The 26285-nt window shown below is 62.1% G+C and carries 23 protein-coding genes and 1 tRNA gene; 18 read left to right on the top strand and 6 right to left on the bottom strand.

Annotation, left to right across the window (positions count from 1 at the left end):
- Positions 1 to 79: 79 nt before the first annotated feature.
- The 4 genes from fruK to CS006_RS08130 all read left to right on the top strand — a co-directional run bounded on the left by fruK (position 80) and on the right by CS006_RS08130 (position 5321).
- Complete coding sequence (gene fruK, locus CS006_RS08145; RefSeq protein ID WP_100511331.1) at positions 80 to 1609, top strand: fructose ABC transporter ATP-binding protein FruK; 1530 nt, start codon at positions 80 to 82, stop codon at positions 1607 to 1609.
- A gap of 1 nt (position 1610) precedes the next feature.
- Complete coding sequence (gene fruF / locus CS006_RS08140; RefSeq protein WP_100511330.1) at positions 1611 to 2684, top strand: fructose ABC transporter permease FruF; 1074 nt, start codon at positions 1611 to 1613, stop codon at positions 2682 to 2684.
- On the top strand, positions 2681 to 3700 hold the full coding sequence (fruG, locus tag CS006_RS08135) for a fructose ABC transporter permease FruG (RefSeq protein WP_100511329.1): 1020 nt from the start codon (positions 2681 to 2683) through the stop codon (positions 3698 to 3700). The genes fruF and fruG overlap by 4 nt, the downstream gene beginning before the upstream one ends.
- 307 nt (positions 3701 to 4007) lie before the next feature.
- A complete protein-coding gene (locus CS006_RS08130) occupies positions 4008 to 5321 on the top strand; it encodes an MFS transporter (RefSeq protein ID WP_243386957.1) in 1314 nt (437 codons plus the stop codon).
- A gap of 147 nt (positions 5322 to 5468) precedes the next feature.
- Here CS006_RS08130 and CS006_RS08125 read toward each other — a convergent pair whose 3' ends face one another.
- Positions 5469 to 6503, bottom strand: coding sequence for a threonine aldolase family protein (locus CS006_RS08125; protein WP_100511328.1), 1035 nt, complete (start codon positions 6501 to 6503; stop codon positions 5469 to 5471).
- Positions 6504 to 6719: 216 nt separating this feature from the next.
- On the opposite strand from CS006_RS08125, the gene CS006_RS08120 reads away from it, so the two are divergent.
- Together CS006_RS08120 and CS006_RS08115 are read left to right on the top strand one after the other, a co-directional pair.
- Positions 6720 to 7922 carry a pyridoxal phosphate-dependent aminotransferase gene (locus CS006_RS08120; protein ID WP_423734837.1) on the top strand — a complete coding sequence of 401 codons (1203 nt, stop codon included), beginning with the start codon at positions 6720 to 6722 and terminating at the stop codon, positions 7920 to 7922.
- Between the two features lie 39 nt (positions 7923 to 7961).
- Complete coding sequence (locus CS006_RS08115) at positions 7962 to 8948, top strand: D-2-hydroxyacid dehydrogenase (RefSeq protein ID WP_243386955.1); 987 nt, start codon at positions 7962 to 7964, stop codon at positions 8946 to 8948.
- Positions 8949 to 9036: 88 nt separating this feature from the next.
- Here the strand turns inward: CS006_RS08115 and CS006_RS08110 are convergent, their stop codons facing one another.
- The 4 genes from CS006_RS08110 to CS006_RS08095 form a co-directional block, all read right to left on the bottom strand.
- Positions 9037 to 9717 carry a methionine ABC transporter permease gene (locus CS006_RS08110; protein WP_100511327.1) on the bottom strand — a complete coding sequence of 227 codons (681 nt, stop codon included), beginning with the start codon at positions 9715 to 9717 and terminating at the stop codon, positions 9037 to 9039.
- Position 9718: 1 nt separating this feature from the next.
- Positions 9719 to 10519 (bottom strand): methionine ABC transporter ATP-binding protein, encoded by an 801-nt coding sequence (locus CS006_RS08105; protein ID WP_100511326.1) that lies wholly within the window; start codon positions 10517 to 10519, stop codon positions 9719 to 9721.
- Positions 10520 to 10632: 113 nt separating this feature from the next.
- A complete protein-coding gene (locus CS006_RS08100) occupies positions 10633 to 11475 on the bottom strand; it encodes a MetQ/NlpA family ABC transporter substrate-binding protein (RefSeq protein WP_165777308.1) in 843 nt (280 codons plus the stop codon).
- A gap of 193 nt (positions 11476 to 11668) precedes the next feature.
- Complete coding sequence (locus tag CS006_RS08095) at positions 11669 to 12205, bottom strand: peptidylprolyl isomerase (protein ID WP_100511325.1); 537 nt, start codon at positions 12203 to 12205, stop codon at positions 11669 to 11671.
- A 136-nt stretch (positions 12206 to 12341) separates the two neighbouring features.
- Here CS006_RS08095 and CS006_RS08090 point away from each other — a divergent pair, with 136 nt between their 5' ends.
- The 12 genes from CS006_RS08090 to CS006_RS08035 all read left to right on the top strand — a co-directional run bounded on the left by CS006_RS08090 (position 12342) and on the right by CS006_RS08035 (position 25737).
- On the top strand, positions 12342 to 14039 hold the full coding sequence (locus CS006_RS08090) for an NAD+ synthase (RefSeq protein WP_100511324.1): 1698 nt from the start codon (positions 12342 to 12344) through the stop codon (positions 14037 to 14039).
- Positions 14040 to 14102: 63 nt separating this feature from the next.
- Positions 14103 to 14285, top strand: a complete 183-nt coding sequence (locus CS006_RS08085) for a hypothetical protein (RefSeq protein ID WP_100511323.1) — start codon at positions 14103 to 14105, stop codon at positions 14283 to 14285.
- Between the two features lie 258 nt (positions 14286 to 14543).
- Positions 14544 to 16919, top strand: coding sequence for a formate C-acetyltransferase (pflB, locus tag CS006_RS08080; RefSeq protein WP_100511322.1), 2376 nt, complete (start codon positions 14544 to 14546; stop codon positions 16917 to 16919).
- 92 nt (positions 16920 to 17011) lie between these two features.
- Positions 17012 to 17893 carry a pyruvate formate-lyase-activating protein gene (gene pflA, locus CS006_RS08075; RefSeq protein WP_100511321.1) on the top strand — a complete coding sequence of 294 codons (882 nt, stop codon included), beginning with the start codon at positions 17012 to 17014 and terminating at the stop codon, positions 17891 to 17893.
- 171 nt (positions 17894 to 18064) lie between these two features.
- Entirely contained in the window at positions 18065 to 18703 is a 639-nt protein-coding gene (locus CS006_RS08070) for a DUF3000 family protein (RefSeq protein ID WP_165777307.1), read from the top strand.
- Positions 18675 to 19985 (top strand): HRDC domain-containing protein, encoded by a 1311-nt coding sequence (locus CS006_RS08065; protein WP_100511319.1) that lies wholly within the window; start codon positions 18675 to 18677, stop codon positions 19983 to 19985. Before CS006_RS08070 ends, CS006_RS08065 begins: the two co-directional genes overlap by 29 nt.
- Positions 19986 to 20036: 51 nt before the next feature.
- Complete coding sequence (gene tig, locus CS006_RS08060) at positions 20037 to 21398, top strand: trigger factor (RefSeq protein WP_100511318.1); 1362 nt, start codon at positions 20037 to 20039, stop codon at positions 21396 to 21398.
- Positions 21399 to 21708: 310 nt separating this feature from the next.
- On the top strand, positions 21709 to 22323 hold the full coding sequence (locus CS006_RS08055) for an ATP-dependent Clp protease proteolytic subunit (RefSeq protein ID WP_275575984.1): 615 nt from the start codon (positions 21709 to 21711) through the stop codon (positions 22321 to 22323).
- Between the two features lies 1 nt (position 22324).
- On the top strand, positions 22325 to 22978 hold the full coding sequence (locus CS006_RS08050; protein ID WP_100511317.1) for an ATP-dependent Clp protease proteolytic subunit: 654 nt from the start codon (positions 22325 to 22327) through the stop codon (positions 22976 to 22978).
- Between the two features lie 119 nt (positions 22979 to 23097).
- Positions 23098 to 24396, top strand: coding sequence for an ATP-dependent Clp protease ATP-binding subunit ClpX (clpX, locus tag CS006_RS08045; protein WP_100511316.1), 1299 nt, complete (start codon positions 23098 to 23100; stop codon positions 24394 to 24396).
- A 111-nt stretch (positions 24397 to 24507) separates the two neighbouring features.
- Positions 24508 to 24580: transfer RNA gene (locus CS006_RS08040), tRNA-Asn, on the top strand.
- Between the two features lie 173 nt (positions 24581 to 24753).
- Positions 24754 to 25737, top strand: a complete 984-nt coding sequence (locus CS006_RS08035) for a GmrSD restriction endonuclease domain-containing protein (protein ID WP_207760029.1) — start codon at positions 24754 to 24756, stop codon at positions 25735 to 25737.
- A 156-nt stretch (positions 25738 to 25893) separates the two neighbouring features.
- Here the strand turns inward: CS006_RS08035 and CS006_RS10770 are convergent.
- Positions 25894 to 26285: hypothetical protein (locus CS006_RS10770; RefSeq protein ID WP_165777306.1), on the bottom strand; the 392-nt coding region annotated here is incomplete at its 5' end.

The raw sequence follows: 26285 nt of genomic DNA, 5'->3' as shown, positions 1-26285 counted from the left end.
AATGGTCTGCGATACACCGTTCACCATGTTTGGGCCAAATGTCACAAAACGATAACATTCCCTTTCGTAAGGCAAAGACATGACAGATAAGCAACCAATCGTCGTGATGAAGGGCATCACGATCGAATTCCCTGGTGTCAAGGCTCTGGACGGTGTCAACCTTCGCCTCTTCCCGGGTGAGGTCCACGCTCTCATGGGTGAGAACGGCGCCGGCAAGTCCACGATGATCAAGGCGCTGACCGGTGTGTACAAGATCGACGCCGGCTCCATCACGGTCGATGGCAAGCCCACGCAGCTCAACGGCACTCTCGACGCCCAGAACGCGGGCATCGCCACCGTGTACCAGGAAGTCAACCTGTGCACCAACCTCTCCATCGGCGAGAACGTGATGCTCGGCCACGAGAAGCGCGGCCCCTTCGGCATCGACTGGAAGAAGACCCACGCCGAGGCCCGCAAGCACCTCGCGAAGATGGGCCTCGAGCACCTCGACCCGCGCGCCCCGCTGAGCTCCATCTCCATCGCCATGCAGCAGCTCGTCGCCATCGCCCGAGCCATGGTCATCGATGCGAAGGTGCTCATCCTCGACGAGCCGACCTCCTCCCTGGACGCCAACGAGGTCCAGGAACTGTTCGCCATCATGCGCAAGGTGCGCGACTCCGGCGTCGCCATCCTCTTCGTCTCCCACTTCCTCGACCAGATCTACGAGATCACCGACCGTCTGACCATCCTGCGCAACGGCCAGTTCATCAAGGAGGTCATGACCAAGGAGACCCCGCGCGACGAGCTCATCGGCATGATGATCGGCAAGTCTGCGGCCGAGCTGAGCCAGATCGGCGCCAAGAAGGCCCGCCGCGAGATCAAGCCCGGCGAGAAGCCCGTCGTCACCATCAAGCAGCTCGGCCGCAAGGGCCAGATCGAGCCCACCGACCAGGACGTGTACGCGGGCGAGGTCGTCGGCTTCGCCGGTCTGCTCGGCTCCGGCCGTACGGAACTCGGCCGCCTGATGTTCGGCGCCGACAAGCCCGACCACGGCGAGTACCTGCTCAACGGCAAGAAGGTCACCATCGACAGCCCGTACGTCGCGCTGAAGAACGGCATCGCCTACTCCACCGAGAACCGTCGAGACGAGGGCATCGTCGCCGACCTGACCGTCCGTCAGAACATGCTCATCGCCCTGCAGGCCATCCGCGGCATGTTCAACCCGATTCCGAAGAAGGAAGCGGACGAGATCGTCGACAAGTACATGAAGGAGCTCAACGTCCGCCCGCCGGATCCGAACAAGCTCATCAAGAACCTCTCCGGCGGCAACCAGCAGAAGGTGCTGATCGCCCGCTGGCTGGCCATCCATCCGAAGCTGCTCATCCTCGATGAGCCGACCCGAGGCATCGACATCGGCGCCAAGGCCGAAATTCAGCAGAAGGTCCTCGAGCTCGCGGCCGAGGGCATGGGCGTGGTCTTCATCTCCTCCGAGCTCGAGGAGGTAGTCCGACTCTCCGACACCATCACCGTGCTCAAGGACCACAAGAAGATCGCAGACATCGTAAACGACGACACCGTCTCGCAGGCCACCATCGTCGAGACGATCGCAAATTCCGGAAAGGAGGCGTGAGATGGCAGCAGCAGAGAAGAAGGACGACAAGAACAACGTCGTCGCCAAGCTCCTCGGCAACAACCTGACCTGGTCGGTCGTCGCACTGATCGCGCTGATCATCATCTGCACCATCGTCGACCACCAGTTCCTCAGCCTCACGTGGAACAAGAACACCGGTGGTCTCGCGGGCCCGCTCATCACCATGCTGCAGGAATCCGCGCGATACCTGATGATCGCCACCGGTATGACGCTCGTCATCTCCACCGCCGGCATCGATCTGTCCGTCGGTTCCGTGATGGCCGTCGCCGGTGCGACCGCCATGCAGCTGCTGACCAACGGCGCCAACGTGTGGGTCGCCATCCTCGTGGCCCTGCTCATCGGCCTGGTCATCGGCTCCATCAACGGCGTGCTGGTCTCCATCCTCGGTCTTCAGCCGTTCATCACCACCCTGATCATGATGCTCGCCGGTCGAGGCATCGCCAAGGTCATCACCTCCGGCGAGAACACCGACGCCTCCCAGGTCGCCGGAGGCGAGCCGCTGCGCTGGATGGCCAACGGCTTCATCCTCGGCATCCCGGCCAACTTCGTCATCGCCCTCGTCATCGTCCTTGCGGTCGGCGCCGTCGCCCGTAAGACCGCCATGGGCATGATGATCGAGTCCGTCGGCATCAACCAGGAAGCCAGCCGCATGACCGGCATCAACCCCCGCAAGATCCTCTTCCTCGTCTACGCGATCTCCGGCGTGCTCGCCGCCATCGCCGGCCTGTTCGCCACCGCATCCGTGATGCGAGTCGACGTGGTCAAGACCGGCCAGGATCTTGAAATGTACGCAATCCTCGCGGTCGTCATCGGTGGAACCTCGCTGCTCGGCGGCAAGTTCTCCCTCGCGGGCAGCGCCCTCGGCGCCGTCATCATCGCGATGATCCGCAAGACCATCATCACCCTCGGTGTCGATTCGGCCGCAACCCCGGCCTTCTTCGCCGCCGTGGTCATCATCATCTGTGTGATGCAGGCTCCGAAGGTTCACAACTTGAGCGCCGAATTGAAGCGCAAGCGCGCGCTCAAGGATTCTCAGAAGGCGGTGGCAGCATGAGTTCCGCAGCAGTGACTCCAAAGGCCAAGAAGGCCAAGGGCGGCAAGTTCGACGCCCAGATGATTCCGACGATTGCCGCCGTGGTGATCTTCATCCTGATGCTGATCATGGGTCAGGTGCTGTTCGGCACCTACTTCAGGCTCGGCTTCATCTCCTCGCTGTTCATCGACCATGCCTACCTGATCATCCTGGCGGTCGCCATGACCCTGCCGATCCTCACCGGCGGCATCGACCTTTCGGTCGGCGCCATCGTGGCCATCACCGCGGTCGTCGGCATGAAGATGCTCAACGGCGGCACCCCCGCCCCGCTGGTCCTCATCGTCATGCTGCTCATCGGCGCGGCGTTCGGCCTGCTCGCCGGCGTGCTCATCGAGGAATTCAACATGCAGCCGTTCATCGCGACGCTGTCGACCATGTTCCTCGCCCGAGGCATCGCCTCCATCATCTCCACCGACTCCCTGACCATGCCGGCCGACAACGGTTACGCCTGGATCGGCGGCGAAGGCTGGAAGATTATCGACAACCCGAAGGTCGCCAACGATCTGAGCATCAACCTCGGTGTGATCATCGCCCTGGTCGTGGTCGTGTTCGGCTACATCCTGCTGCACCACACCCGCACCGGCCGCACGATCTACGCCATCGGCGGTTCCCGCTCCTCCGCCGAGCTCATGGGTCTGCCCGTCAAGCGCACGCAGTACGTCATTTACCTGACGTCCGCCACGCTTGCCGCTTTGGCCTCCATCGTCTACACCGCCAACATCGGTTCCGCCAAGAACACGGTGGGTGTGGGCTGGGAGCTCGACGCCGTCGCCTCCGTCGTCATCGGCGGTACGATCATCACCGGCGGCTTCGGCTACGTGCTCGGCTCCGTGCTCGGCGCGCTGGTCCGCTCCATCCTCGAGCCGCTGACCACTGACTTCGGCGTCCCCGCCGAGGCCGTGCAGATTGTGGTCGGTGTGATGATCCTCATCTTCGTTGTCCTCCAGCGTGCGGTCACCGCATTCAAGAAGGAATAGCAACGTCTCATTTCCCTCCTTCGGAGAGGCCCGTCGGGTTCGCCCGGCGGGCCTCTTTGCGTATCGCATGCCCATCATCACCGGCGGCAACGCAATGTGAACCATCACACATTTTCGGGCGGGCGAGTCCACTATTCGAGAATAAAAACCGCCGTCACGACGGAGGGGCCATGATGGTTGCAGCCTCCAAGAAGGGGAAACAAAGCTCCGCATCGTCGCCCGGCATTTGTGATGCGGAACGCCACCCGCCGAACGCATCCGGCCGGTCTCGATGCACGTACTGTGTAGAGAGAAAGACATACCAATCATGTCAACCACAACGGCAACACTGGCCGGCACCAAGGCGGTAAAGAAGGATTCCGTCGCCGAGATCATCGCGGCATCGATGGTCGGCACCGCCATCGAGTTCTACGACAACTACTGCTATTCCATCGCCGCAGCCAGCTATTTCGGCCTCATCTTCTTCACCGACGTCGCCAAGTCCAACCCCGCCATCGCCACGCTGATGGCATTCGTCACCTTCGCCGTCTCCTTCCTCGCCCGCCCGTTCGGCTCCATGCTGTTCGGCCACTTCGGCGACAAGCTCGGCCGTAAGAAGACCCTGGTCGTGGCCCTGATGACCATGGGCATCTCGACCTTCCTCGTCGGCGTGCTGCCCGGCTACGAGCAGATCGGCGTGTGGTCCGTCGTCATCCTGTGCCTCTGCCGTGCATGCCAGGGCGTCGGCCTCGCCGGTGAATGGTCCGGCGCCGCGCTCGTCGCCACGGAGAACGCGCCGGCCAACAAGCGCGCCCTCTATGGCTCCTTCCCGAACCTCGGCGCCCCCATCGGTTTCTTCTGCGCCTACGGCATCAACCTGCTGCTCACCACGCATCTGAGCAAGGCCCAGATGGTCGCCTTCGGCTGGCGCATCCCGTTCCTCATGTCCGCCATCCTCGTCATCATCGGCCTCTACGTGCGTGCCCGCATGAGCGAGACCCCGGTCTTCCAGAAGGCCTCCGAGGAGAAGCGCACCTCCAAGCACCCGCTCACCGACCTGCTGCCGTACTGGAGGCAGGTGCTCCTCGGCACCGTGGCCATGGGCATCACCTACACGCTGTTCTACATCCTCGGCACCTGGTCCCTGAGCTACGGCGTCTCCGGCCTCGGCTTCAGCCAGCCCGAATACCTCGCCATGCAGATGGTCTCGGTGTTCTTCTTCGCCGCGTTCATCGTCGTCGGCTGCCTGCAGGCCGACAAGCGCGGCCGCAAGAAGGTGCTGCTCGCTACCACGGCCGTCACCCTCGTGTTCAGCTTCTTCGCCCCGGCACTGCTCCAGCACGACGCCACCCGCATCATGCTCTTCCTCTGCCTCGGCTTCGTGCTCATGGGCGGACTGTTCGGCCCCTCCGGCGCCTACCTGCCCGAGCTCTTCCCGATGCACGTGCGCTACTCCGGCGCCGGCCTGAGCTACAACCTCGCCGCCATCTTCGGCGGTGCGTTCGCCCCGTCGCTGGCCACCTGGCTGGTGAGCACCTACGGCATCATGTCAGTCGGCTGGTACATGGCCGCCATGAGCGCCGTCGCCCTGATCGCGCTGCTGCTCATCAAGGAAAGCAAGAACATGGACTACACCAAGTGACCGACTGAACGTCGTTCCACTTCGAAGGGCTTCCCGGAAAGGAAGCCCTTTTTCGTTCCGCCCCGACGCAATCGGCGGCCGATGGGCAGGGTGTCTACGCAATACCCATATCGACGTGCGGTGGCCGGCCAGCCGAATCGTCGCCGATCATGGATGCTGCAGCAGTTGCAGCAATGCGTCGACATCCTCCGGTTTCGTCGCCCAGCTGGTCGCGAACCGTACGACGGTGTGACCGTCGTCATACTTCTCCCAGAAGCTGAACGAGACGTCCTTTCGCAGGCAATCCATTGTCTCATTGTCGAGGATGAGGAACTGTTGGTTGGTGGGGGAGTCGAACAGCTGGCGGTAGCCTTTTTCGGCGAATCCACGTTTGATGCGCATGGCCTGAACGATGGCGTTCCGTGCGATGCGCTCATACAATCCATCGGTGAACAACGTGTTGAACTGCAATCCAAGCAGCCATCCCTTCGCCAGCAGCGCGCCGTTGAGCTTGATCTGCGGGAAGAACCCGTCGATGAGGTGCGGATGCGTGATCACCACGGCCTCGCCGAACAACGCCCCCACCTTGGTGCCGCCGATATAGAACACGTCGCAGCATTCGGCCACGGTATGCAGCGTCACGTCGGTGCCGTCCGCCGCCAGCCCGTAGCCCAGACGAGCGCCGTCGAGATACAGCGGAATGCCGTGGTCATGGCAGATGCCGCTGATCTCGCGCAGTTCGCCGGCCGAATACAACGTGCCGAATTCCGTGGGATGGGAGATGTACGTCATGCCGGGCTTGACCATATGATCGTGGTTCTCGTCGTGTTCGAACGTCTCCAGATAGTCGCGCAACTCGGCCGCGTCGATCTTGCCGTCATGCTGGGGAAGCGTGATCACCTTGTGGCCGCTCGACTCTATGGCTCCGGCCTCATGAACGCTGATATGCCCGCTTTCCGCGGCGACCACACCCTCGTAGGGGCGGAGCGTGGAATCGATGACCGTGCGATTGGTCTGCGTGCCGCCGACGAGGAACCACACCTCGGCGTCAGGCGTGCCGCAGGCCTTCCGTATGCGGTCCTTCGCCTCGCCGCAGATGCCGTCGAGGCCGTAGCCCACATGCTGGCTGCCGTTGTCGCGGCATAATGCCTCAAGGATGCGTGGATGGGCGCCCTCCATGTAATCGCTGTCGAAATGCAGCATGCTTCCCCCTGTCATGGCAGTACGCCGTCGTACGATGCGACGGCGATGATTTGGGACCGTACTATCCTGAGGATAGCAATATCGGGATAACGTCCTACATAAAGGGAACCCTGTAAGGTCAACGCCGATATGGGATTTTGACGATGAGCCGAACGAGGGAGTATTTCGGCGTTAAGATGCTACGAGACCACCACATCCGTTCACACATACCGAGGAATGCATATCATGAGCCAGCAGTCGCCGAAGATGTCGATTCGAGCCGAGCGATCCGAGCCGTTCAGGGCCATGGCGTTCGGCGCCCGGGCGGACGAGCTCATCGCCCAGGGGCACGACGTTATCAAGCTGGGACTGGGGGAGCCTGATTTCGGTGCCCCGAAGGCCGTACGTCGCGCCATGGCCGAACTCATGGACGGCCGTCCGCTGCCCTACACCGCCACATTCGGCATCCCCCGGTTGCGTGAGGCCATCAGCGGCTTCTATCGTGAGCGTCACGGTCTCGACGTGGATCCGGCCCGCATCTGCATCACCTGCGGGGGATCCGAGGGACTGCTGCTCGCCGCCGCGCTCACCGTGAACCCCGGCGACCGGGTGATTGTGGCCGACCCGTCCTATCCGTGCAACCGCGAGCTGGTGAAAACATTCGGCGGCACTGTGGTCAACGTGCCGACCAGCGCCGAGACGCGCTACCATCTCGATCTCGCCGGCGTAAGCGAGGCATGGGACGACGACGTGGCCGCCGTGATGATCACGTCCCCGTCCAACCCCACGGGAACCTGCATACCGTTCGACACGCTGACCGAGGTGTGCGACTACGCGCGAGAGCATAGTGCGTGGCGCATCGTGGACGAGACCTATCTCGACCTGGCCGATGTCGACGCCGACGGCAACACCACCGTGCGATCCGTACTGGCCTGCGATCCCGACGCCATCACCGTCAACAGCTTCTCCAAATACTTCGGCATGACCGGCTGGCGACTCGGTTGGATGGTACTGCCCGAGCCCCTGCTGCAGGCGGCCGATAATCTCGCCATGAACTACCTGCTGTGCGCGCCCACGCCGGTGCAGTATGCGGCCGTGGAGTGCTTCACCCCGGAGTCGTATGCGGAATGCGACGCTCGTCGCCGTGAGTTCCTCGCCCGTCGCAAGGTGGTCGTCGAAGGACTGGCCGATATCGGCTTGCCGTTGGAAGTGCGGCCGACCGGCGCGTTCTACGTGTACTTCGACATCAGCTCCACGGGGCTGGACTCCTGGACGTTCTGCGAGCGTCTGCTCGATGAGTATGATGTGGCGTTGACGCCGGGACGCGACTTCGCGGTCGCCACGGCGGACACCCATGTGCGGCTTTCCTACGCGGCCTCACGCGACGCTCTTCGTGAAGGGCTGCGGCGTGTGAAGCTGTTCTGTGACGGGCTGCGTTGAATCCGCATGGAAACGCGGAATATGGAAACAGGAGGGGTCATGTTGAATGGCACGATGCCGTCGGAAAAGATGATAGTGAACTGCCTGCCGCTGGATTCGGGGGAGAGGCGCCGTTTCGCAGAGGCCGCCGCCGGCATGCGGCAGGAGTTCGTCGGCGACGACTCCATGCGTGGCCAGATGGCGTGGCCCGCCGGTGTGCCCGAAGGCATGAGGGCATCCGCCACGGCCATCATCGGCAACGTGCCGCCGACCGACATGGGCGACTATCCGAATCTGGAATGGCTGCAGACCTGGAGTGCCGGCGTCGACAAGTATCTCGCCCCCGGCGTGCTTGGCGCCGCCGTGCAGGTAACCAACGCCACCGGTGCCTATGGGCAGAGCGTCGCCGAGCACCTGTTCGCCATGATGTGGTCGCTGATGAAGAACCTTCCCGGCTATCGGGACAACCAGCGTGAGAACGACTGGCATGACCTAGGCCCTGCGATGTCACCCCGCAACGCCGAGGTGCTGGTCATCGGCACCGGCGATATTGGCTCCACGTTCGCCACGATGGTCAAGGGCGTGGGCGCCCACACCATCGGTGTGCGACGCGACCCGAATAAACCGGCCGGCGGCATCGACGCCATGTTCGGATTCGATGCGCTCGATGTGCTGCTCACCAAGGCCGACGTGGTGGCCAGCACCGTGCCGGCGTCCCCGCAGACCCATCATCTGCTCGACGCACACCGGTTCGCCCTGCTCAAGCCCGGAGCCATCGTGCTCAATGCGGGGCGCGGCGACGTCATCGATCCATCGGCGCTGCATGATGCGGCCCCTCGCCTGCGCGGTATCGGACTCGACGTCACCGAACCCGAGCCGCTGCCGGCGGACGATCCGCTGTGGGGCATGCCGAACGTGCTGATCACCCCACACGTGGCCGGCGGCAACCATCTTGACGTCACTGTCGAGCGCATCATCGAGATTGCATTGGAGAACGTCTCCAACTATGCGCAGAACCGGCCTCTGCATAATCTGGTACGGCGCTGATCGGACCCGGATGACGAAAAACGCTCCTGCGGAAACGGTGTTCCGCAGGAGCGTTTTTGCAATGGCACGATATGCCATATGCGCTGCATCAGCGCGAGTGATGGTCGATATGACGGGCCAGCACGTTGCCGAGGCTTTGGAAGATCTGCACCAGAATCACGCAGAGCACCACCGAGACGATCATGACGTCATACTGGTAGCGCTGGTATCCATATCGGATGGCGATGTCGCCTAGGCCGCCGGCGCCCACGGTTCCGGCCATGGCCGAATAGCCGAACAGATTGATGAAGGTGATGGTGGCGCCACGGACCAGCGACGGCAGACTTTCGAACAGCAGCACCTTCGTGACGATCTGCCAGGTGCCGGCGCCGAAGCTCTGCGCCGCCTCGATCAGTCCTTCGTCCACTTCGGCCAGCGATTGCTCGACCATGCGGCCGACGAACGGCGCCGCGGAGACAATCAGCGGCGGAATCGCTCCGGCGACACCCAGAGACGTGCCCATGATGAGTCGCGTGAGCGGAATCATCGCGACCAGCAGAATGATGAAGGGAATGGAACGGCCGATGTTGACGATCCAGCCCAGCACGGTATGCAGGACGCGATTCGGTCTGAGGGCGCCGGGGCCGCTGATGGTCAGCAGCACGCCGACCGGTACGCCGATCACATAGGCGACCAGTGTGGAGACGATGGTCATGACCAGCGTCTCCCATGTGCCGTCCAGCAGTAGTTCGCCGTATTCGTTGATGAACTCCTGAATCACCGCGGTCATGTCACTTCACCTCGCTGTTCGTCGTATCGGCCTCGATCGCATCATCGGCTCGGCGTGTGTTTTGCGCATTGGCGCTGGCGATAAGAGCCTTGAGGATGTCGCTCTGCGGGTTGGCGAACAGCGCCTCCGTCTCGCCCTCCTCGACGATGCGACCGCCGTCGATCATGGCCACACGGTCGCAGATGCTGCGCGCGACCGGCAGCGAATGCGTGATGACGACCATGGTCACGTCCATCTCGCGGTTGATGCGGCGCAGCAGGTCGAGGATCTGTACGGTGGTCGTCGAGTCGAGCGCACTGGTCGCCTCGTCGCACAGCATGATGGAGGGGTTGTTCGCCAGGGCGCGGGCGATGGCCACACGCTGCTGCTGGCCGCCCGAAAGCTGGCTGGGGTAGCGGTCGCCGTAGCCAGCGAGCCCCACCATGTCGAGGAGCCTCTCCGCCCGTGCCGTGCGCTCCGCCCTGGATACATGGTTGAGTTCCAGCGGGAAGGTGATGTTGCGCAGCACGGTGCGCTGCTGGAACAGGCTGAAGTTCTGGAAGATCATGCCGATGGAGGAGCGCAGTTCGGCAAGACGGGCGCCGGAGGCGTCGGTCACGTCCTTGCCGTCGATGACGACCTTGCCCTTCGTGGGACGTTCCAGCAGGTTGATACAGCGTACGAGGGTGGATTTGCCCGCGCCGGACGAGCCGAGGATGCCGAAGACCTCGCCCTTGCGGATGTCGAGGTTGATGTCGTGCAGCACCTCGTGCGCCTCGCGGCCCTCGCCGTAGCTCTTATGAAGATGTTCGAATTGAATCATGGTGTTCCGATGCATCGAAAAAACAGTATGGATAAGACGATGATGCCGCCCTCCCCGTCAGGGGTCGGGCGGCATCACCACATGCGTTGTGTCATGGTATCGGACGGCGTCGATTAGAACACGGGGACGACGGCGCCCTTGTAGTTCTTGTTGATGTAGTCCTTGACCTCGCTGGACGTCAGGGCCTTCTTGAGCTCCTTCGTCTTGGCGGTGTTCTCATTGCCCTCCTTGACGACGAGGATGTTCGCGTACGTCTTGGCGGCAAGGCCCCCGACCTTCTCGGTCACCAGCGCGTCCTTCTCGGGATCGAACTTCGCCTGGATGGCGTAGTTGCCGTTCAGTGCCGCGATGTCGACGTCCTGGAGCACGGTCGGGACCACGGCGGCCTCGAGCTCCTTGAACTGCAGGTTCTTCGGATTGCTGGTGATATCCTTCGGCGTGGCGTTGATGTCCTTCGGATCCTTGAGCTTGATGAGGCCGGCATCCTGCAGCAGCAGGAGGGCGCGGGCCTCGTTCGTCGCGTCGTTCGGCACCGCCACCGTGGCGCCGTTGCCCAGCTTGTCAAGCGACTTCGTCTTGCCCGGGTACAGGCCGAACGGCTCGAAATGCACTGCGGCGACCGACACCAGATGGGTGCCCTTCTCCTTGTTGAAGTCATCGAGGTACGGCTTGTGCTGGAAGTAGTTGGCGTCCACCTCGCCCTCCTCGGTCGCGGTGTTCGGCTGCACGTAGTCGGTGAACTCCTTCACCTCGAGCTTGTAGCCGTCCTTCTCCACCAGCGGCTTGACCGCGTTGTTGAGGATTTCGGCGTGCGGGGTCGGGCTGGCGGCCACCACGATGGTCTTGTCGTCGGAGGAACCCGACGAGCCGGTGGAGCTGCCGCATCCGCTGAGCGCCAGCGCCGCGATGGTCGTGACGGCCAATGCCGCACCCACAATGCCCTTGCGATTGATCATGACGTGTCCTCTCTTCATAACGTCCCTTTGAACGGACCCCACTATAAGGGAAAACCGTATGGAACACGACGTGGGAATAATCGAAATAATTTATAGGCGGCGTTCAACGACGGAATATGAAAAAGGGGAGGGCGTGCATGCACGATATGTGCGCGTATGCACGCCCTCCCGAGGGCCGGCGTCCGATGGCGTCTTACAGAATCTCGACGGTTTCGATGATCACGGGGTCAAGCGGCTTGTCGCCGCGGTCGGTCGGCACGGCGTCGAGCTTGTCGACCACGGCCTTCGACTCGTCATCGGCGACCTCGCCGAAGATGGTGTGGTGTCCGTCCAGCCAGGGGGTGGGGACGGTGGTGATGAAGAACTGCGAGCCGTTGGTGCCGTGGGGCAGGCCGTCGGCGCCGCGGCGCAGGCCGGCGTTGGCCATGGCCAGCAGGTACGGGCGGTCGAACTTCAGGGACGGGTCGATCTCATCGTCGAAGGTGTAGCCGGGGCCGCCGGTGCCGGTGCCGAGCGGGCAGCCGCCCTGGATCATGAAGTCCTTGATGATGCGATGGAACGACAGGCCGTTGTAGAACTTCTCGTGGGAGGACTGGCCGGTGAACGGGTCGAGCCACTCTTTGTCGCCCGTGGCGAGTCCGACAAAGTTCTCGACGGTCTTCGGGGTCTGGTCGTCGAACAGGTTCAGGCGGATGTCGCCTTCCGAGGTATGCATGATTGCTGTAGTCATACTGCATAGTCTCGCATGGATGCCAGACCGGCGCGAGGCGACGCCGGACAGGTTCCGACACCGCCGCGACGATGCCGTCGTCGGGCGCCGGTTCGGCATAGTATGAACACATACCGATCGAACAGGAGTCAAGAATATGAATACCGAGGAAATCCGCTTCGCGCTGGCCCAGATCGACACCTGCGTCGGCGATCTTGACGGCAATGCGCGCAAGGTCCTGGAATACGCGCGCAGGGCGGCGCGCGACCACGCCGATGTGGTCGTGTTCCCCGAGATGACGCTGACCGGATACCCCATCGAGGACCTCGCCTTCCGGGCCACCTTCCGCAAGGCCGCATGGAACACCGCCGACCGTCTGGCGGCGGATCTCGCCGAAGAAGGACTCGGCGGCCTGTACGTCGTGGTGGGCACGGTGGGCACCGAGCGTGACTCCTCACTGCCGCAGAACCGTCTCGTGGTCCTGCATGAAGGCGTGGTATGGGCCGGCTACGACAAGCACTTCCTGCCGAACTACGGCGTCTTCGACGAGTTCCGCATCTTCAGCCCCGGTTCGCGTTCCGTGGTGCTGGAGGTGAACGGCCGCCGCATCGGCGTGGCCATCTGCGAGGACATCTGGCAGGACGGCGGCCCGGTCGCCGAGCTCGCCGGCCGGGACATCGACGTGCTGCTGACCATCAACGGCTCTCCCTATGAGGAGGGCAAGGGCGACACCCGCGTCGACCTCGGTGCGCGCCGTGCCGCCGAGGTCAATGCCCCGCTCATCTACCTCAACCAGGTCGGAGGCCAGGACGACCTGGTGTTCGACGGCGGCAGCTTCGTCATCGCGCCGGACGGGACGCTGCTGGAGCGTTCGCCGAGGTTCATGGAGGACCTCAGCTATTGGACGCTGGGCGCGAGGGGGCAGGAGGCGACGGTCTCCACGCTGGCCGACGAGCTCGACCCCGATGAGGAGGTCTACACGGCCTGCGTGCTGGGCCTCAAGGACTACATGGTCAAGAACGGCTTCACCGGGGTTGTTCTGGGTCTCTCCGGCGGCATCGATTCCGCGCTGGTGGCGGCCATGGCGGCCGACGCCTGCGGAGGGGGGCACGTCTGGGGCGTCTCCATGCCCAGCATGTATTCGTCCGACGGCTCCAAGGACGACGCGGCCGACCTCGCCCGCAACCTCGGCGCCCATTACGACATCCAGCCGATCGAACCGCTGTTCAATGCGTACCAGAGCCAGCTCGGACTCGATGGCGTGGCCGCGGAGAACCTGCAGGCCCGCATCCGCGGCGTAATCGTCATGGCGTATTCCAACTCCAAGGGGCTGCTGGCTCTGGCCACCGGCAACAAAAGCGAGCTCGCCTGCGGCTACTCGACCATCTACGGCGACGCGGTCGGCGGATACGCGCCCATCAAGGACCTGCTCAAGACCCGCGTCTGGCAGCTGGCCCGCTGGCGCAACGAGGCGGCTCGACGCGGCATCGGCATCGGCGGGCTCGCCGTGGTGGGCAACGAGTCGGGCTCCCGAGGCGTGCCGTGTGAGGAGATCATCCCCGTCAACTCCATCGTCAAGCCTCCGAGCGCGGAGCTGCGTCCCGGGCAGAAGGACTCCGATTCCCTGCCTGAATACGATCTGCTGGACAAGGTGCTCGCCGCGTATATCGAACACGCGCATGGACGGGCCGACCTGCTCGCGGACGGCTTCGACGAGCAGACCGTGGACACCGTCATGCGGCTGGTCGACCGTGCGGAATGGAAGCGGCGCCAGTATCCGCTGGGGCCGAAGGTCACATCCCTGGCATTCGGCCGCGATCGCCGTCTTCCGATCACCAGCCGTTTCCGCGAATAGGCCCGGACCGTTCCCGGACGCCGCACTCAACCGTCACGCACAACATGGAAAGGAGCGTCGTCGATGGTCGATGACAAGAAGAAGTGGTATTTCAACACGCGTACCGAGCAGGCAGAACTCGGGCCCAAGTCCCCGATAGGGGAGCGCATGGGACCGTATGACTCCGAGGAGGATGCCCTCAACGCCTGGAAGATCGTCGAGGAGCGCAACCGCAAATGGGAGGAGCAGGACCGCGGATGGCGGTGACCGCCGAACGGGCCCGCCGAACGTCGTCCGGCGGGCCCTCGTCGTCCTCCGTCCGGAAGTCTCCGTCACCGTATGCACGGCTAATGTGAGCTGGGTCATACGGGTTGTGTGACGTGGGTCATAAAAGGCCCTGGGAGCGTGCTCCAAATGTGAGGAACGTCACGCGAAAACCGCTCTCGCACCTAGAAAACCTTGGCTAGAATGGACACTGACATCGGGCGATGATGCAACCGATGCAGTCCTCAACAAGGAGCGAATATGACAGCAGTAGATGCCGCTAAGGTTTCCGCCGAAGACCTCCAGGCCAAGGCCTGGGACGGCTTCAACGGCGGCAACTGGCAGAATGAAATCGACGTGCGTGACTTCATCCAGAAGAACTTCACGCCGTACGAGGGTGACGAGTCCTTCCTGGCCGACGCCACGGACAAGACCAAGCACCTGTGGAAGTACCTCGATGACAACTACCTCGCTGTGGAGCGCAAGCAGCGCGTCTACGACGTTGACACCCACACCCCTGCAGGCATCGACGCTTTCCCGGCTGGCTACATCGACAGCCCCGAGGTCGATAACGTGATCGTCGGCCTTCAGACCGACGTCCCCTGCAAGCGCGCCATGATGCCGAACGGCGGTTGGCGTATGGTCGAGCAGGCCATCAAGGAAGCCGGCAAGGAGCCGGATCCGGAGATCAAGAAGATCTTCACCAAGTACCGCAAGACCCACAACGATGGCGTCTTCGGCGTGTACACCAAGCAGATCAAGGTCGCCCGCCACAACAAGATCCTCACCGGTCTTCCGGACGCCTACGGCCGTGGCCGCATCATCGGCGACTACCGTCGTGTCGCTCTGTACGGTGTGAACTTCCTCATCGAGCAGAAGAAGAAGGATAAGGACTCCATTCCTTACCGCAACGACTTCACCGAGACCGAAATCGAGCACTGGATTCGCTTCCGCGAGGAGCACGACGAGCAGATCAAGGCCCTCAAGCAGCTGATCACCCTCGGCAACGAGTACGGTCTGGATCTGTCCCGCCCGGCTCAGAACGCTCACGAGGCCGTGCAGTGGACCTACATGGGCTACCTCGCCTCCATCAAGAGCCAGGACGGCGCCGCCATGTCCTTCGGCCGCAACTCCGCCTTCTTCGACTGCTACTTCGAGCGCGACCTCAAGGCCGGCCTCATCACCGAGACCGACGCCCAGGAGATCATCGACAACATCGTCATGAAGCTCCGCATCGTCCGCTTCCTGCGTACGAAGGACTACGACAACATCTTCTCCGGTGATCCTTACTGGGCCACCTGGTCCGACGCCGGCTTCGCCGACGACGGCCGTGCCATGGTCACCAAGACCTCGTTCCGTCTGCTCGCGACCCTGACCCTCGAGCACCTCGGACCTGGCCCCGAGCCGAACATCACCATCTTCTGGGATCCGAAGCTGCCGGAAGGCTACAAGCGCTTCTGCGCCAAGATCTCCATCGACACCTCCGCCATCCAGTACGAGTCCGATAAGGAAATTCGTGGCCACTGGGGCGACGACGCCGCCATCGCCTGCTGCGTCTCCCCGATGCGTGTCGGCAAGCAGATGCAGTTCTTCGCCGCTCGTGTGAACTCCGCCAAGGCCCTGCTGTACGCCATCAACGGCGGCCGCGACGAGATGACCGGCATGCAGGTCATCGACAAGGGCGTCATCGATCCGATCACTCCGGAAGCCGACGGCACCCTGGATTACGCCAAGGTCAAGGACAACTACGAGAAGGCTCTCGAGTGGCTGTCCGAGACCTACGTGCAGGCTCTGAACATCATCCACTACATGCACGATAAGTACGCCTACGAGTCCATCGAGATGGCTCTGCACGACAAGGAAGTGTACCGTACCCTTGGTTGCGGTATGTCCGGTCTGTCCATCGCCGCCGACTCCCTGGCCGCCATCAAGTACGCCAAGGTGTACCCGATCTACAACAAGGACGCCAAGAACCTCGAAGGCCACGAGTACGAGTACGTCGAGGGTGCTGACGACGATCTGGTGGTCGGCTACCGCACCGAGGGCGAGTTCCCGATCTACGGTAACGACGACGATCGCGCCGACGACATCGCCAAGTGGGTTGTGTCCACCGTCATGGGTCAGGTCAAGCGCCTGCCCGTCTACCGTGGCGCCGTCCCGACCCAGTCCATCCTGACGATCACCTCCAACGTGGAGTACGGCAAGAACACCGGTTCCTTCCCGTCCGGCCACAAGAAGGGCACCCCGTACGCTCCGGGCGCCAACCCGGAGAACGGCATGGACTCCCACGGCATGCTGCCGTCCATGTTCTCCGTCGGCAAGATCGACTACAACGATGCTCTCGACGGCATCTCGCTGACCAACACCATCACCCCTGACGGTCTTGGCCGCGACGAGGACGAGCGCATCAACAACCTGGTCGGCATCCTCGATGCCGGCAACGGCCACGGCCTCTACCACGCGAACATCAACGTTCTGCGCAAGGAGACCATGGAAGACGCCGTTGAGCACCCCGAAAAGTACCCGCACCTGACCGTGCGTGTCTCCGGCTACGCTGTGAACTTCGTGAAGCTCACCAAGGAGCAGCAGCTCGACGTCATCTCCCGTACGTTCCACCAGGGAGCCGTCACCGACTGATTTCTAAACCAGTCACAGCCGCATAAGCGGTAACATGATGGGGACGGGGCACACGTTGCTCCGCCCCCTTTTCTCTAGAAATGAGGACGCCGATGTCTGAGAGCATTCAGTTCAAAACCACGCAGCCGCATATGCTTAAAACCAACAAGGAGTATGCGAGCCAGACCCTGATGGGTGGCCTTTCCGGCTTCGAATCGCCCATCGGTCTCGATCGCCGCGATCGCATTCGCGCACTGAAGTCAGGTGACATCGGATTCGTCCATTCATGGGACATCAACACATCCGTCGACGGCCCGGGCACCCGCATGACCGTCTTCATGAGCGGCTGCCCGCTGCGCTGCCAGTACTGCCAGAACCCCGACACCTGGAAGATGCGCGACGGCAAGCCCGTCTACTTCGATGCCATGGTCAAGAAGATCGAACGCTACAAGGAGCTGTTCAAGGCCACCGGCGGCGGCATCACCTTCTCCGGCGGCGAATCCATGATGCAGCCGGCGTTCGTTTCTCGAGTGTTCCGCGCCACCAAGGAGATGGGCGTGCACACCTGTCTCGACACCTCGGGATTCCTTGGCGCAAACTACACCGACGAGCAGCTCGACGACATCGACCTGTGCCTGCTCGACGTCAAATCCGGCGATGAGGCGACCTATAAGAAGGTCACCGGCGGCATCCTCCAGCCCACCATCGACTTCGGCCGTCGTCTCGCCGACCACAACGTGAAGATCTGGGTGCGCTTCGTCCTCGTCCCCGGTCTCACCGACTCCGAGGAGAACGTCGAGAACGTCGCCAGGATCTGCGAATCGTTCGGCGACGCCGTCGAGCACGTCGACGTGCTCGGCTTCCATCAGCTTGGCCGCCCGAAGTGGCACGAGCTGCGCATCCCGTATCCGCTCGAGGACGCCAAGGGCCCTTCAGCCAAGTTGCGTCAGCGTGTCGTCAAGCAGTTCGAGGACCACGGCCTGACCGTGTACTAGACGCATCATCCGATTCTTTTCGCATATCGTCCCGGTCCTTCGCATGGGGGAGCGGGACGATATGCGTTCTCGGCGCTTTCGCACTGCGTGTTTTCGGAAGAAGGGTGTGCTTTGGGTGGACCCTGATAGTAAATCCGCATGATTCCGTTGCCGTTGGGTTATTGTTGGACTATGGCCGAGATTTACGCTTTCCCTGCGGGCGTGTCGGCGATGACGCCCCATATGCAGCAATCAGCCTCGGACAACAGCGACCGTGGCGTTCCGGCCCCCGACGTGGTGTTGCGGGCCGTGGAATCGGTGCGTTCCATGACGCCTCGCAAGGGTGTGTCATATCGGGAGATAGCAGTGCCGGCCTCCATGGCCGATTACGGCATAGGCGTGCAGTTGGGCATCGAGGACGTTTCCCATTGCACGGTCGGCGGCTGGCTGCTGCTGCTGTACCGGGAACGTGTGCAGGAGGCATGGGATTCGCATTGGCGCTGCGTCGCCTTTGCGTCGGTGACATCGGACGAGCGACGCGTCGACGATCTTACGGCGTCGTTGACCTGGGACTGGCTGGAAAGGATGATGACCGGCGTCCAGGAGGAAACCCTTGGTGGTACGGTAAGTCTGAATCAGAACACTTCGTTCGGGACCCTGGCACGATACTCCACGCAAGAGCGGAGCCACGGCTGCGAGCTCCGGGTGTCATGGACTCCTGTGCTCGGCCCCGACGGAAGCCCGGATGCCGCGATGCAGATCGATGGCTGGGCGCGATTCCTGCAGACCCTTGACGACAACGATGAACTGGAAGAACCAAACATTGATTGATTCCGTAGAACCCCACCTGTTGAAAGAACCCCGTGGGGGAGTACCCGACGTCATCGACACCAGAGAGGCGTTCGACGCGATGGTGGAGCGTTTCGCGCAGGCCGACGGACCCGTGGCGGCCGATGCCGAAAGGGCGTCGGGTTTCCGGTACGGGCAGGAGGACTGGCTCGTGCAGTTCAAAAGAAACGGGGCCGGCATAGCCCTGTTCGATCCCGTGGCCCTTGAGGCCGAAGGTGTCGACTGGGGGGATTTCAACGATGCGGTGAAAGGCGTCGACTGGATCATCCACGACTCCCTGCAGGACCTGCCGGGCTTCTTTGCGCTGGGCATGAGGCCGTCGGCGGTGTTCGACACCGAGGTCGCCGCGCGACTGATCGGCAACACGCGTTTCGGCCTGGCGTCGGTGACGGCGAAGTATCTGGGGCTGGTGCTGTCGAAGGAGCATTCCGCAGCCGATTGGTCGTACCGCCCCCTGCCTCGGGACTGGCGGAACTACGCCGCGCTGGATGTCGAGGTGCTCATCGAGCTGCGTGCCAGGCTGCTTGACGAGCTCCGCGGTCAGGGCAAGCTGGAATGGGCGCGCGAGGAGTTCTCATATCTGCTCGTCAAGGGAGGCGAGCCCCGTGCGGCGCATCCTGAACCATGGAGGCGGGTGTCGCATATCACTGCGCTGAACCATGACCCGCGTGGCCTTGCCGTGGTACGCAGCCTCTGGACCGTCAGAGACAGATACGCCAGGGAGCTGGACATCGCTCCCACGCTGCTGCTGTCCGATACCGCAATGATCGAGGCGGGGGAGCGCAAGCCCCGCAATTCCAGGCAGTTCAAGGCCATACGCTCCCTGAACGAACGGGTGCGCATGCATACCGACAGCGAACAGGACAAGATGTTCGAGCGGTATGCCCCGTTGCAGCGCCGAGTGAAGCCCTCCGTGTGGAGGCAGGCCATCCTCGACGCCTTGGCGCTGTCGGTGGACGAGCTGCCGACCACCGCGCCGAAGCCGATGAACGAGGACATCACGAATGCGCCCCGCTCCATGAAGTACTGGAGGGTCCATCATCCCGAACGATTCGCGCGGCTGCAGGCGGTCCGGCAGGTGATCGCGCAGATCGGAGAGGACACGCATACGCCCGTCGAGGTGCTGCTCAAACCACAGATCGTGCGTAATCTTTGCTGGAAAAACCCACGTCCCGAGGACATCCCCGACTTCCTGAAGGCGCAGGGTGCCAGAGACTGGCAGATTTCGCTCATTGCAGAGTCCGTGAGTAGGGTTACAATGTAACGGTTGCCTTGAATGGCTATAACCGAAGTTTTCTACGAATTGGAGCGCAGAGTGAAAATCACCGTGAGGAATCTGGAACCCACCAAGGTCCGTCTGACGGTCACCGTCAATCCTGAGGAGTTCGATCCGTACCTCGATGCGGCTCGCAAGGAGATCGCCAAGCAGGTGAACATCCCCGGCTTCCGCAAGGGCCACGTCCCCGGCAAGATCATCGACCAGCGCGTCGGCTTCGGCGCCGTCGCCGGAGAAGCCGTCAACAATGCCGTTCCGGAGCTGTATTCCAAGGCCGCCGAGGAGAAGGAACTGCGTCCGATGGATCAGCCGAAGCTCGACATCAAGGAGCTTCCGGAGTCGGCCAAGGACGACACCAAGCTGAAGTTCACTGCCGAGGTCGAGGTCCGTCCGAAGTTCGACCTGCCCGAGCTCGACGGCCTGAGCATCGAGGTCGCCAAGCCGGCCGTGTCCGATGAGGACGTCGAGAAGCGTCTCGAGAACCTGCGCCAGCGCTTCGGCACCCTGGTGGGTGTGGATCGTCCCGCCGGCAAGGGCGACTACGCCAACATCGACCTTGAGGCCCAGATCGACGGCGAGTCCGTCGACTCCCAGGAAGGCGTGAGCTACGAGCTCGGCTCCGGCACCATGCTCGAAGGCATGGATGAGGCCCTCGAAGGCCTGTCCGCCGGCGAGGAGACCACGTTCGAAAGCACTCTCGAGGGCGGCGATCACGCCGGCGAGAAGGCCCAGATCAAGGTGAAGGTCAACTCCGTCAAGGCGGAAGAGCTCCCCGAGCTCAACGATGACTTCGCCCAGGAAGCCTCCGAGTTCGACACGCTCGACGAGCTGAAGGCCGACGTGCGCAAGCAGTGCGAGCGCGACGCCGAGGGCCGTCAGGCGAACGACGCCCGCGACGCCTTCATCGCCAAGCTGCAGGAATCCGTCGAGATTCCGGTGCCGAAGGGCATCAAGGCCAACCTCGTCGCCGAGCACATCAAGTCGATGACCCCGGATCCGGAGAGCGCCACCGACGAGCAGAAGAAGGAAGCCGAAGAGTCCGCCGAAAAGGAACTTCGCGACCAGATCACGCTCGACGCCCTCGCCGAGAAGATGGACGTCAAGGTCTCCCAGAACGATGTCATGCAGTTCCTGTCCTCCATCGCCCAGCAGTACGGCATGGACCCGAACCGCTTCATCAGCTCCATCATCCAGAACGGTCAGATCGGCTCCGCCGTGCAGGAAGTCGGCCGCTCCAAGGGCCTGCTGGCCGGTATGCGCGCCGTCTCCTTCGTCGACCCGGAAGGCAACGCCCTCGATCTGAGCCAGTTCCTCGGTGAGGAAGAGGAAGCCCAGGAAAGCGTTGAGGCCGCCTCCGCCGCTGCCGCCGTCGCCGACCAGATCGCCAACGACGCCGAGTAGTCGTATTCACGGTCGTCCATCGGAAGATTCCGTATCGGATGGTTAACGTATGAACGGCGCGGACCAGTCATGGTCCGCGCCGTTCTCGTATTCGTCGGGAGCATCGGGGGAGCGGCCCGTTACGTGGACGGCTGCGAGGAACGACTCCTGCTTCGTGTTCTTTGCGCATTCAGCGCAAAATACCACGGAAGACGACATCAGGCGGTAGCCTACTACTAGTGCCGAATACGTTCGGCAACCAATCAATGACCGTGATGTGCATGCAAAAGTGCGTCACGCATACAAGGAGATAGGTGACAAGGTGACTACCATGCTTACCCCATCGCCGGTGATGGCCGCTGATGACGCCCCGGCAGGTCCCGTCGACCCGATTTTCAATCGTCTGCTGAAGGACCGCATCATCTGGCTCGGCGAAGAAGTCAAGGATGATATGGCCAATCGCATCAGCGCCCAGATGCTGATGCTGGCTGCTGAGGATCCGAAGAAGGACATCTGGCTGTACATCAATTCGCCCGGTGGCTCCATCACCGCCGGCATGGCCATCTACGACACCATGCAGCTCATCGAGCCCGATGTGGCCACCGTGGGTCTGGGCATGTGCGCCTCCATGGGACAGTTCCTGCTCAGCTCCGGCACCCCCGGCAAGCGTTTCCTCACGTCGCACGCCCGTGTGCTGATGCACCAGCCCTCCGGCGGCATCGGCGGCACCACCACCGATGTGCGTATCAGCGCCGAACTCATCATGGACATGAAGCGCACCCTCGCCGAGCTCACGGCCCAGCAGACCGGCCATACGCTTGAGGAAATCTATCGCGACAACGAGTACGACCACTGGTACACCGCCAAGGAAGCCTTGGAATACGGATTCGTCGATAAGATCGTAACGACCGCCGGTACCATGACCGCTGAAAAGAAGGGTGAGTAACATGGCCTCCGAAGAAGCACAGTACGTGGCGCGCGCCCAGCGCCTGGCCGGCATGATGCCGCAGAACCGCTATATCCTTCCCCAGTTCGAGGAGAAGACGCCATACGGGTTCAAGCGTCAGGACCCCTACACCAAGCTGTTCGAGGACCGCATCATCTTCATGGGCGTACAGGTCGACGACACCTCTGCCGACGACATCATGGCGCAGCTGCTGGTTCTGGAGAGCCAGGACCCGAACCGTGACGTCATGATGTACATCAATTCCCCCGGTGGCTCCATGACGGCCATGACCGCCATCTACGACACCATGCAGTACATCAAGCCCGATGTGCAGACCGTCTGTCTCGGACAGGCCGCTTCGGCCGCCGCCATTCTCCTTGCCGCCGGCACGAAGGGCAAGCGACTGATGCTGCCGAACGCGCGAGTGCTCATCCACCAGCCCGCCATCGATCAGGGCTTCGGCAAGGCCACGGAGATCGAGATCCAGGCCAAGGAAATGCTGCGCATGCGCGAGTGGCTCGAGAACACTCTGGTCAAGCACACCGGCCAGGATGTGGAACGAATCCGCAAGGACATCGAAGTGGATACCTTCCTCACGGCCCAGCAGGCCAAGGAATACGGCATCGTCGACGAGGTGCTGGAACATCGTCAGTGATGCCATGTCATCAAGGATGAGACCGAGTGCCCCGAAAGGGGTCCCGGTCTCATCCTTATCACATACCTGCAATCGAATACGGACGAATACGTAGTACCCGCGTCGGAGGGAAAGAGCCTATGGGAACGGTGATCAGCTACAACGAAGAGACGCCAACCTGTACGTTTTGCGGGAAAAACGAGCATCAGGTACGTAAACTCGTCACCGGCCCCGGAGCATCCATCTGTGACGAATGCATCGAACTGTGCGTGGATATCATTTCCGACGAACGGCGACGTGACGCCGAAGCCGATGCCTTGAGACTGCCCGTTCCCCGACGAATATTCGATTACCTCAATCGTTTCGTCGTCGGACAATCCGACGCGAAACGCACTCTCTCCGTCGCGGTGTACAACCACTACAAACGCGTGAACATGGAACTGCAGGAGAAGGCGGAGCGGCTGTCCATAAGGCAGGGGAGCAGGCACGGGCGATTCGACGACGTGGAGATCGCCAAGTCGAACATCATGCTGCTCGGTCCCACGGGAGTAGGCAAGACTTATCTCGCCCAGACCCTCGCACGGGTGATGAACGTGCCGTTCGTGATCACCGACGCCACCACGCTGACCGAGGCCGGCTACGTGGGGGATGACGTCGAAACCGTGCTGCAACGACTCATACAGGCGGCCGACGGCGACGTCGAGCGTGCCGGCAGGGGCATCATCTATATCGACGAGATCGACAAGATCGCGCGCAAAAGCGGAGAGAACGTCTCCATCACGCGCGACGTCTCCGGCGAAGGTGTCCAGCAGGCGCTGCTGAAGATTATCGAAGGCACCGTCGCCACGGTCCCCATGGAAGGGACGAGAAAGCATCGCGACCAGGATTCCGTTCAGATCGACACGCGCAACATCCTGTTCATCTGCGCGGGGGCATTCGTCGGGCTCAAGGACCTCATCGAGCAGCGTCTTGGCCGTCGTGAAAGCGGATTCGGCTCCGCACGGCGGCAGAAGGAACTCTCCGATTCCCAGATTCTCAAACAGGTGATGCCGGACGATCTGGTCGAATACGGCCTGCTGCCCGAATTCATCGGGCGTCTTCCCGTGCTTAGCGTATTGGATGATCTGACGGTAACGGATCTTGAGAGGATTCTGAGAGAGCCGGTGAATGCGCTGACCAAGCAGTATCAGAAGCTGTTCATCGCCGACGACGTCGATCTTGTCTTCACCGATGAGGCCATTACCGCCATAGCCTCCAAGGCCATTGCCAGCGGAACCGGCGCCAGGGGGCTGCGTGCGATCATCGAACGCACACTCGAGGACATCATGTTCCGTCTCCCCGAAATGGACGACGTCAGCAAGGTCGTGATCGACGCCGTGACCGTAAACGATGGTGATGAGCCGAGATTGATGCGTCGCCGCAGACAACGGGAGGCATGATCGCATACACGCCGGTGGTTCGCCGAATGGTAGACACGCCGAAGTTGCATGCACTCATATTTACAGCTATCCTTCATTTCTTGTGAGCCGCGCAAGCGACTTATCAGATATTCCTGCGTAGCTCAGTTGGCAGAGCATCCGACTGTTAATCGGACGGTCGCTGGTTCAAGCCCAGCCGCAGGAGCGGACTAAGCCGAAGCATTGCTTCGGCTTTTTTCATATCCGCATTCGATTCCGCGCACCCGTATACCAACGGTCCGCGAGATCGAACTCAGCATGAAAGGATCCGGCATGATGCCCCTACATGGACACTCTTTCGCGACGACGGCCCGCCGTATAACCTGTGCCGCCGGATGCATGGCGTTGATCATCGCTCTGGCGGCCTGCGATGACGCGGGAGATTCCGCTTCCTTCCGGTCCGTCCAGTCATCCTCGTCCTCTACGTCGGCCGCGTCGGGCACTGCCGGCGGTTCCTCCACGAATACGGGGGATGAGGACCGGGCCATCACCGTGCTTGCTTCATTGCCGATCAAGGGACGTGCGCCGAAAACGGGCTACGCGCGCACCCAATTCGGCCCCGCATGGGCGGACGTGGACGGCAACGGATGCGACACGCGCAACGATATCCTCAATCGTGACATGACGAATGTGACCTACCGGAGCGGCACCCACAACTGCGTGGTCGCAACCGGGACGCTTGCCGACCCGTATACGGGCAAGACCATTCAGTTCCAACGCGGGCAGAACACCTCCACGGCCGTCCAGATCGACCATGTGGTCGCCCTGTCCGATGCCTGGCAGAAGGGAGCGCAGCAGCTCGACTCCGATACCCGCAAGCGCCTTGCCAACGACCCCTATAACCTTCTTGCCGTCGACGGCCCGTCGAACGAGCAGAAAAGCGACGGCGATGCTGCAACATGGCTGCCTGCGAACAAAAGCTACCGATGCTCATACGTGGCCAGGCAGATAGGTGTGAAGCACAAGTACTCGCTCTGGGTCACGCAGGCCGAACATGACGCCATGGAATCCGTGCTTGCGTCATGTCCATCCCAGACCGTTCCCGCTGATAACGGGCTCTCGGCGTCTGCTTCGGCAAAGGCCACGCCGAGCGTGACCGGCAGCGCTACGAGCTCGCCGACCGCTTCGGCCGCATCCTCGCCGACGGCGACCTCCACGCCGACCGCGTCATCGGCGCCTACGGCTTCCGCCCAATCGACAGGTGACGCCTATTATGCGAACTGTTCCGCGGCCCGTGCCGCAGGTAAGGCTCCGCTGTACAGGGGACAGCCCGGATACTCCACGAAACTGGACCGTGACGGAGACGGTGTGGCCTGCGAGTAGGGAGGCAGATAGATGTCATAAACGGCAGACGATAACGTCTGCCGTTTTGTCATACCAGGAGAATGACGATGCGTACGACGTTCCTCGCTGGGGTGGGAATCTCGCGTCTCTTCGGAATCGTGTTGTTCCGTTGTTTTCGTTGTGGTGTTTTTGTGGTCATGTTCCGGTAATGTTCGAGGTTTTTATGCTGGTTTCAGCGACGGAGAGCCCCGCTGCAGGGGCTTTTCGTCTTTTTGCGACACGCCGTGGGTGGCGTTTGTTTTCAGTGGTTTTGGGGTTGTTGTTTTGTTTGGGTTTGCGTTGTGGTGTGGGTTGGTGTAAGTTTCTTACTCGCTGCCCGGCACGGCCGGCCTGCTTCCTTGGGTTGTGGGTCTGGTTTGTTGGTGTGGTGGTGGTTTGAGAACTCAAGAGCGTGTTTTGTACTACTGAATTTTTGTTTTTGATTGCCAGTTGATGGCCCGGCCGGTTGGTTTTTTCCGGTTGGTTGGGTTGTCGTTTTGAAGGATTGTGCGTTTCCGGTTGGTCTTCGGGCCGGCTGGTTGTGCCGT

Origin of the sequence: Bifidobacterium primatium, assembly GCF_002802875.1 — a bacterium.
Lineage (GTDB): Bacteria > Actinomycetota > Actinomycetes > Actinomycetales > Bifidobacteriaceae > Galliscardovia > Galliscardovia primatium.
Note: the sequence above shows the minus strand (reverse complement) of the source record. Positions and strands in the feature narration are given on the sequence as shown.

Coding starts and splice junctions, on each gene's coding strand:
- fruK (WP_100511331.1), top strand. CDS start 80: ATGACAGATAAGCAACCAATCGTCGTGATGAAGGGCATCACGATCGAA.
- fruF (WP_100511330.1), top strand. CDS start 1,611: ATGGCAGCAGCAGAGAAGAAGGACGACAAGAACAACGTCGTCGCCAAG.
- fruG (WP_100511329.1), top strand. CDS start 2,681: ATGAGTTCCGCAGCAGTGACTCCAAAGGCCAAGAAGGCCAAGGGCGGC.
- CS006_RS08130 (WP_243386957.1), top strand. CDS start 4,008: ATGTCAACCACAACGGCAACACTGGCCGGCACCAAGGCGGTAAAGAAG.
- CS006_RS08125 (WP_100511328.1), bottom strand. CDS start 6,503: ATGCTGCATTTCGACAGCGATTACATGGAGGGCGCCCATCCACGCATC.
- CS006_RS08120 (WP_423734837.1), top strand. CDS start 6,720: ATGCATATCATGAGCCAGCAGTCGCCGAAGATGTCGATTCGAGCCGAG.
- CS006_RS08115 (WP_243386955.1), top strand. CDS start 7,962: ATGTTGAATGGCACGATGCCGTCGGAAAAGATGATAGTGAACTGCCTG.
- CS006_RS08110 (WP_100511327.1), bottom strand. CDS start 9,717: ATGACCGCGGTGATTCAGGAGTTCATCAACGAATACGGCGAACTACTG.
- CS006_RS08105 (WP_100511326.1), bottom strand. CDS start 10,519: ATGATTCAATTCGAACATCTTCATAAGAGCTACGGCGAGGGCCGCGAG.
- CS006_RS08100 (WP_165777308.1), bottom strand. CDS start 11,475: ATGATCAATCGCAAGGGCATTGTGGGTGCGGCATTGGCCGTCACGACC.
- CS006_RS08095 (WP_100511325.1), bottom strand. CDS start 12,205: ATGACTACAGCAATCATGCATACCTCGGAAGGCGACATCCGCCTGAAC.
- CS006_RS08090 (WP_100511324.1), top strand. CDS start 12,342: ATGAATACCGAGGAAATCCGCTTCGCGCTGGCCCAGATCGACACCTGC.
- CS006_RS08085 (WP_100511323.1), top strand. CDS start 14,103: ATGGTCGATGACAAGAAGAAGTGGTATTTCAACACGCGTACCGAGCAG.
- pflB (WP_100511322.1), top strand. CDS start 14,544: ATGACAGCAGTAGATGCCGCTAAGGTTTCCGCCGAAGACCTCCAGGCC.
- pflA (WP_100511321.1), top strand. CDS start 17,012: ATGTCTGAGAGCATTCAGTTCAAAACCACGCAGCCGCATATGCTTAAA.
- CS006_RS08070 (WP_165777307.1), top strand. CDS start 18,065: ATGGCCGAGATTTACGCTTTCCCTGCGGGCGTGTCGGCGATGACGCCC.
- CS006_RS08065 (WP_100511319.1), top strand. CDS start 18,675: ATGAACTGGAAGAACCAAACATTGATTGATTCCGTAGAACCCCACCTG.
- CS006_RS08055 (WP_275575984.1), top strand. CDS start 21,709: ATGCTTACCCCATCGCCGGTGATGGCCGCTGATGACGCCCCGGCAGGT.
- CS006_RS08050 (WP_100511317.1), top strand. CDS start 22,325: ATGGCCTCCGAAGAAGCACAGTACGTGGCGCGCGCCCAGCGCCTGGCC.
- clpX (WP_100511316.1), top strand. CDS start 23,098: ATGGGAACGGTGATCAGCTACAACGAAGAGACGCCAACCTGTACGTTT.
- CS006_RS08035 (WP_207760029.1), top strand. CDS start 24,754: ATGGCGTTGATCATCGCTCTGGCGGCCTGCGATGACGCGGGAGATTCC.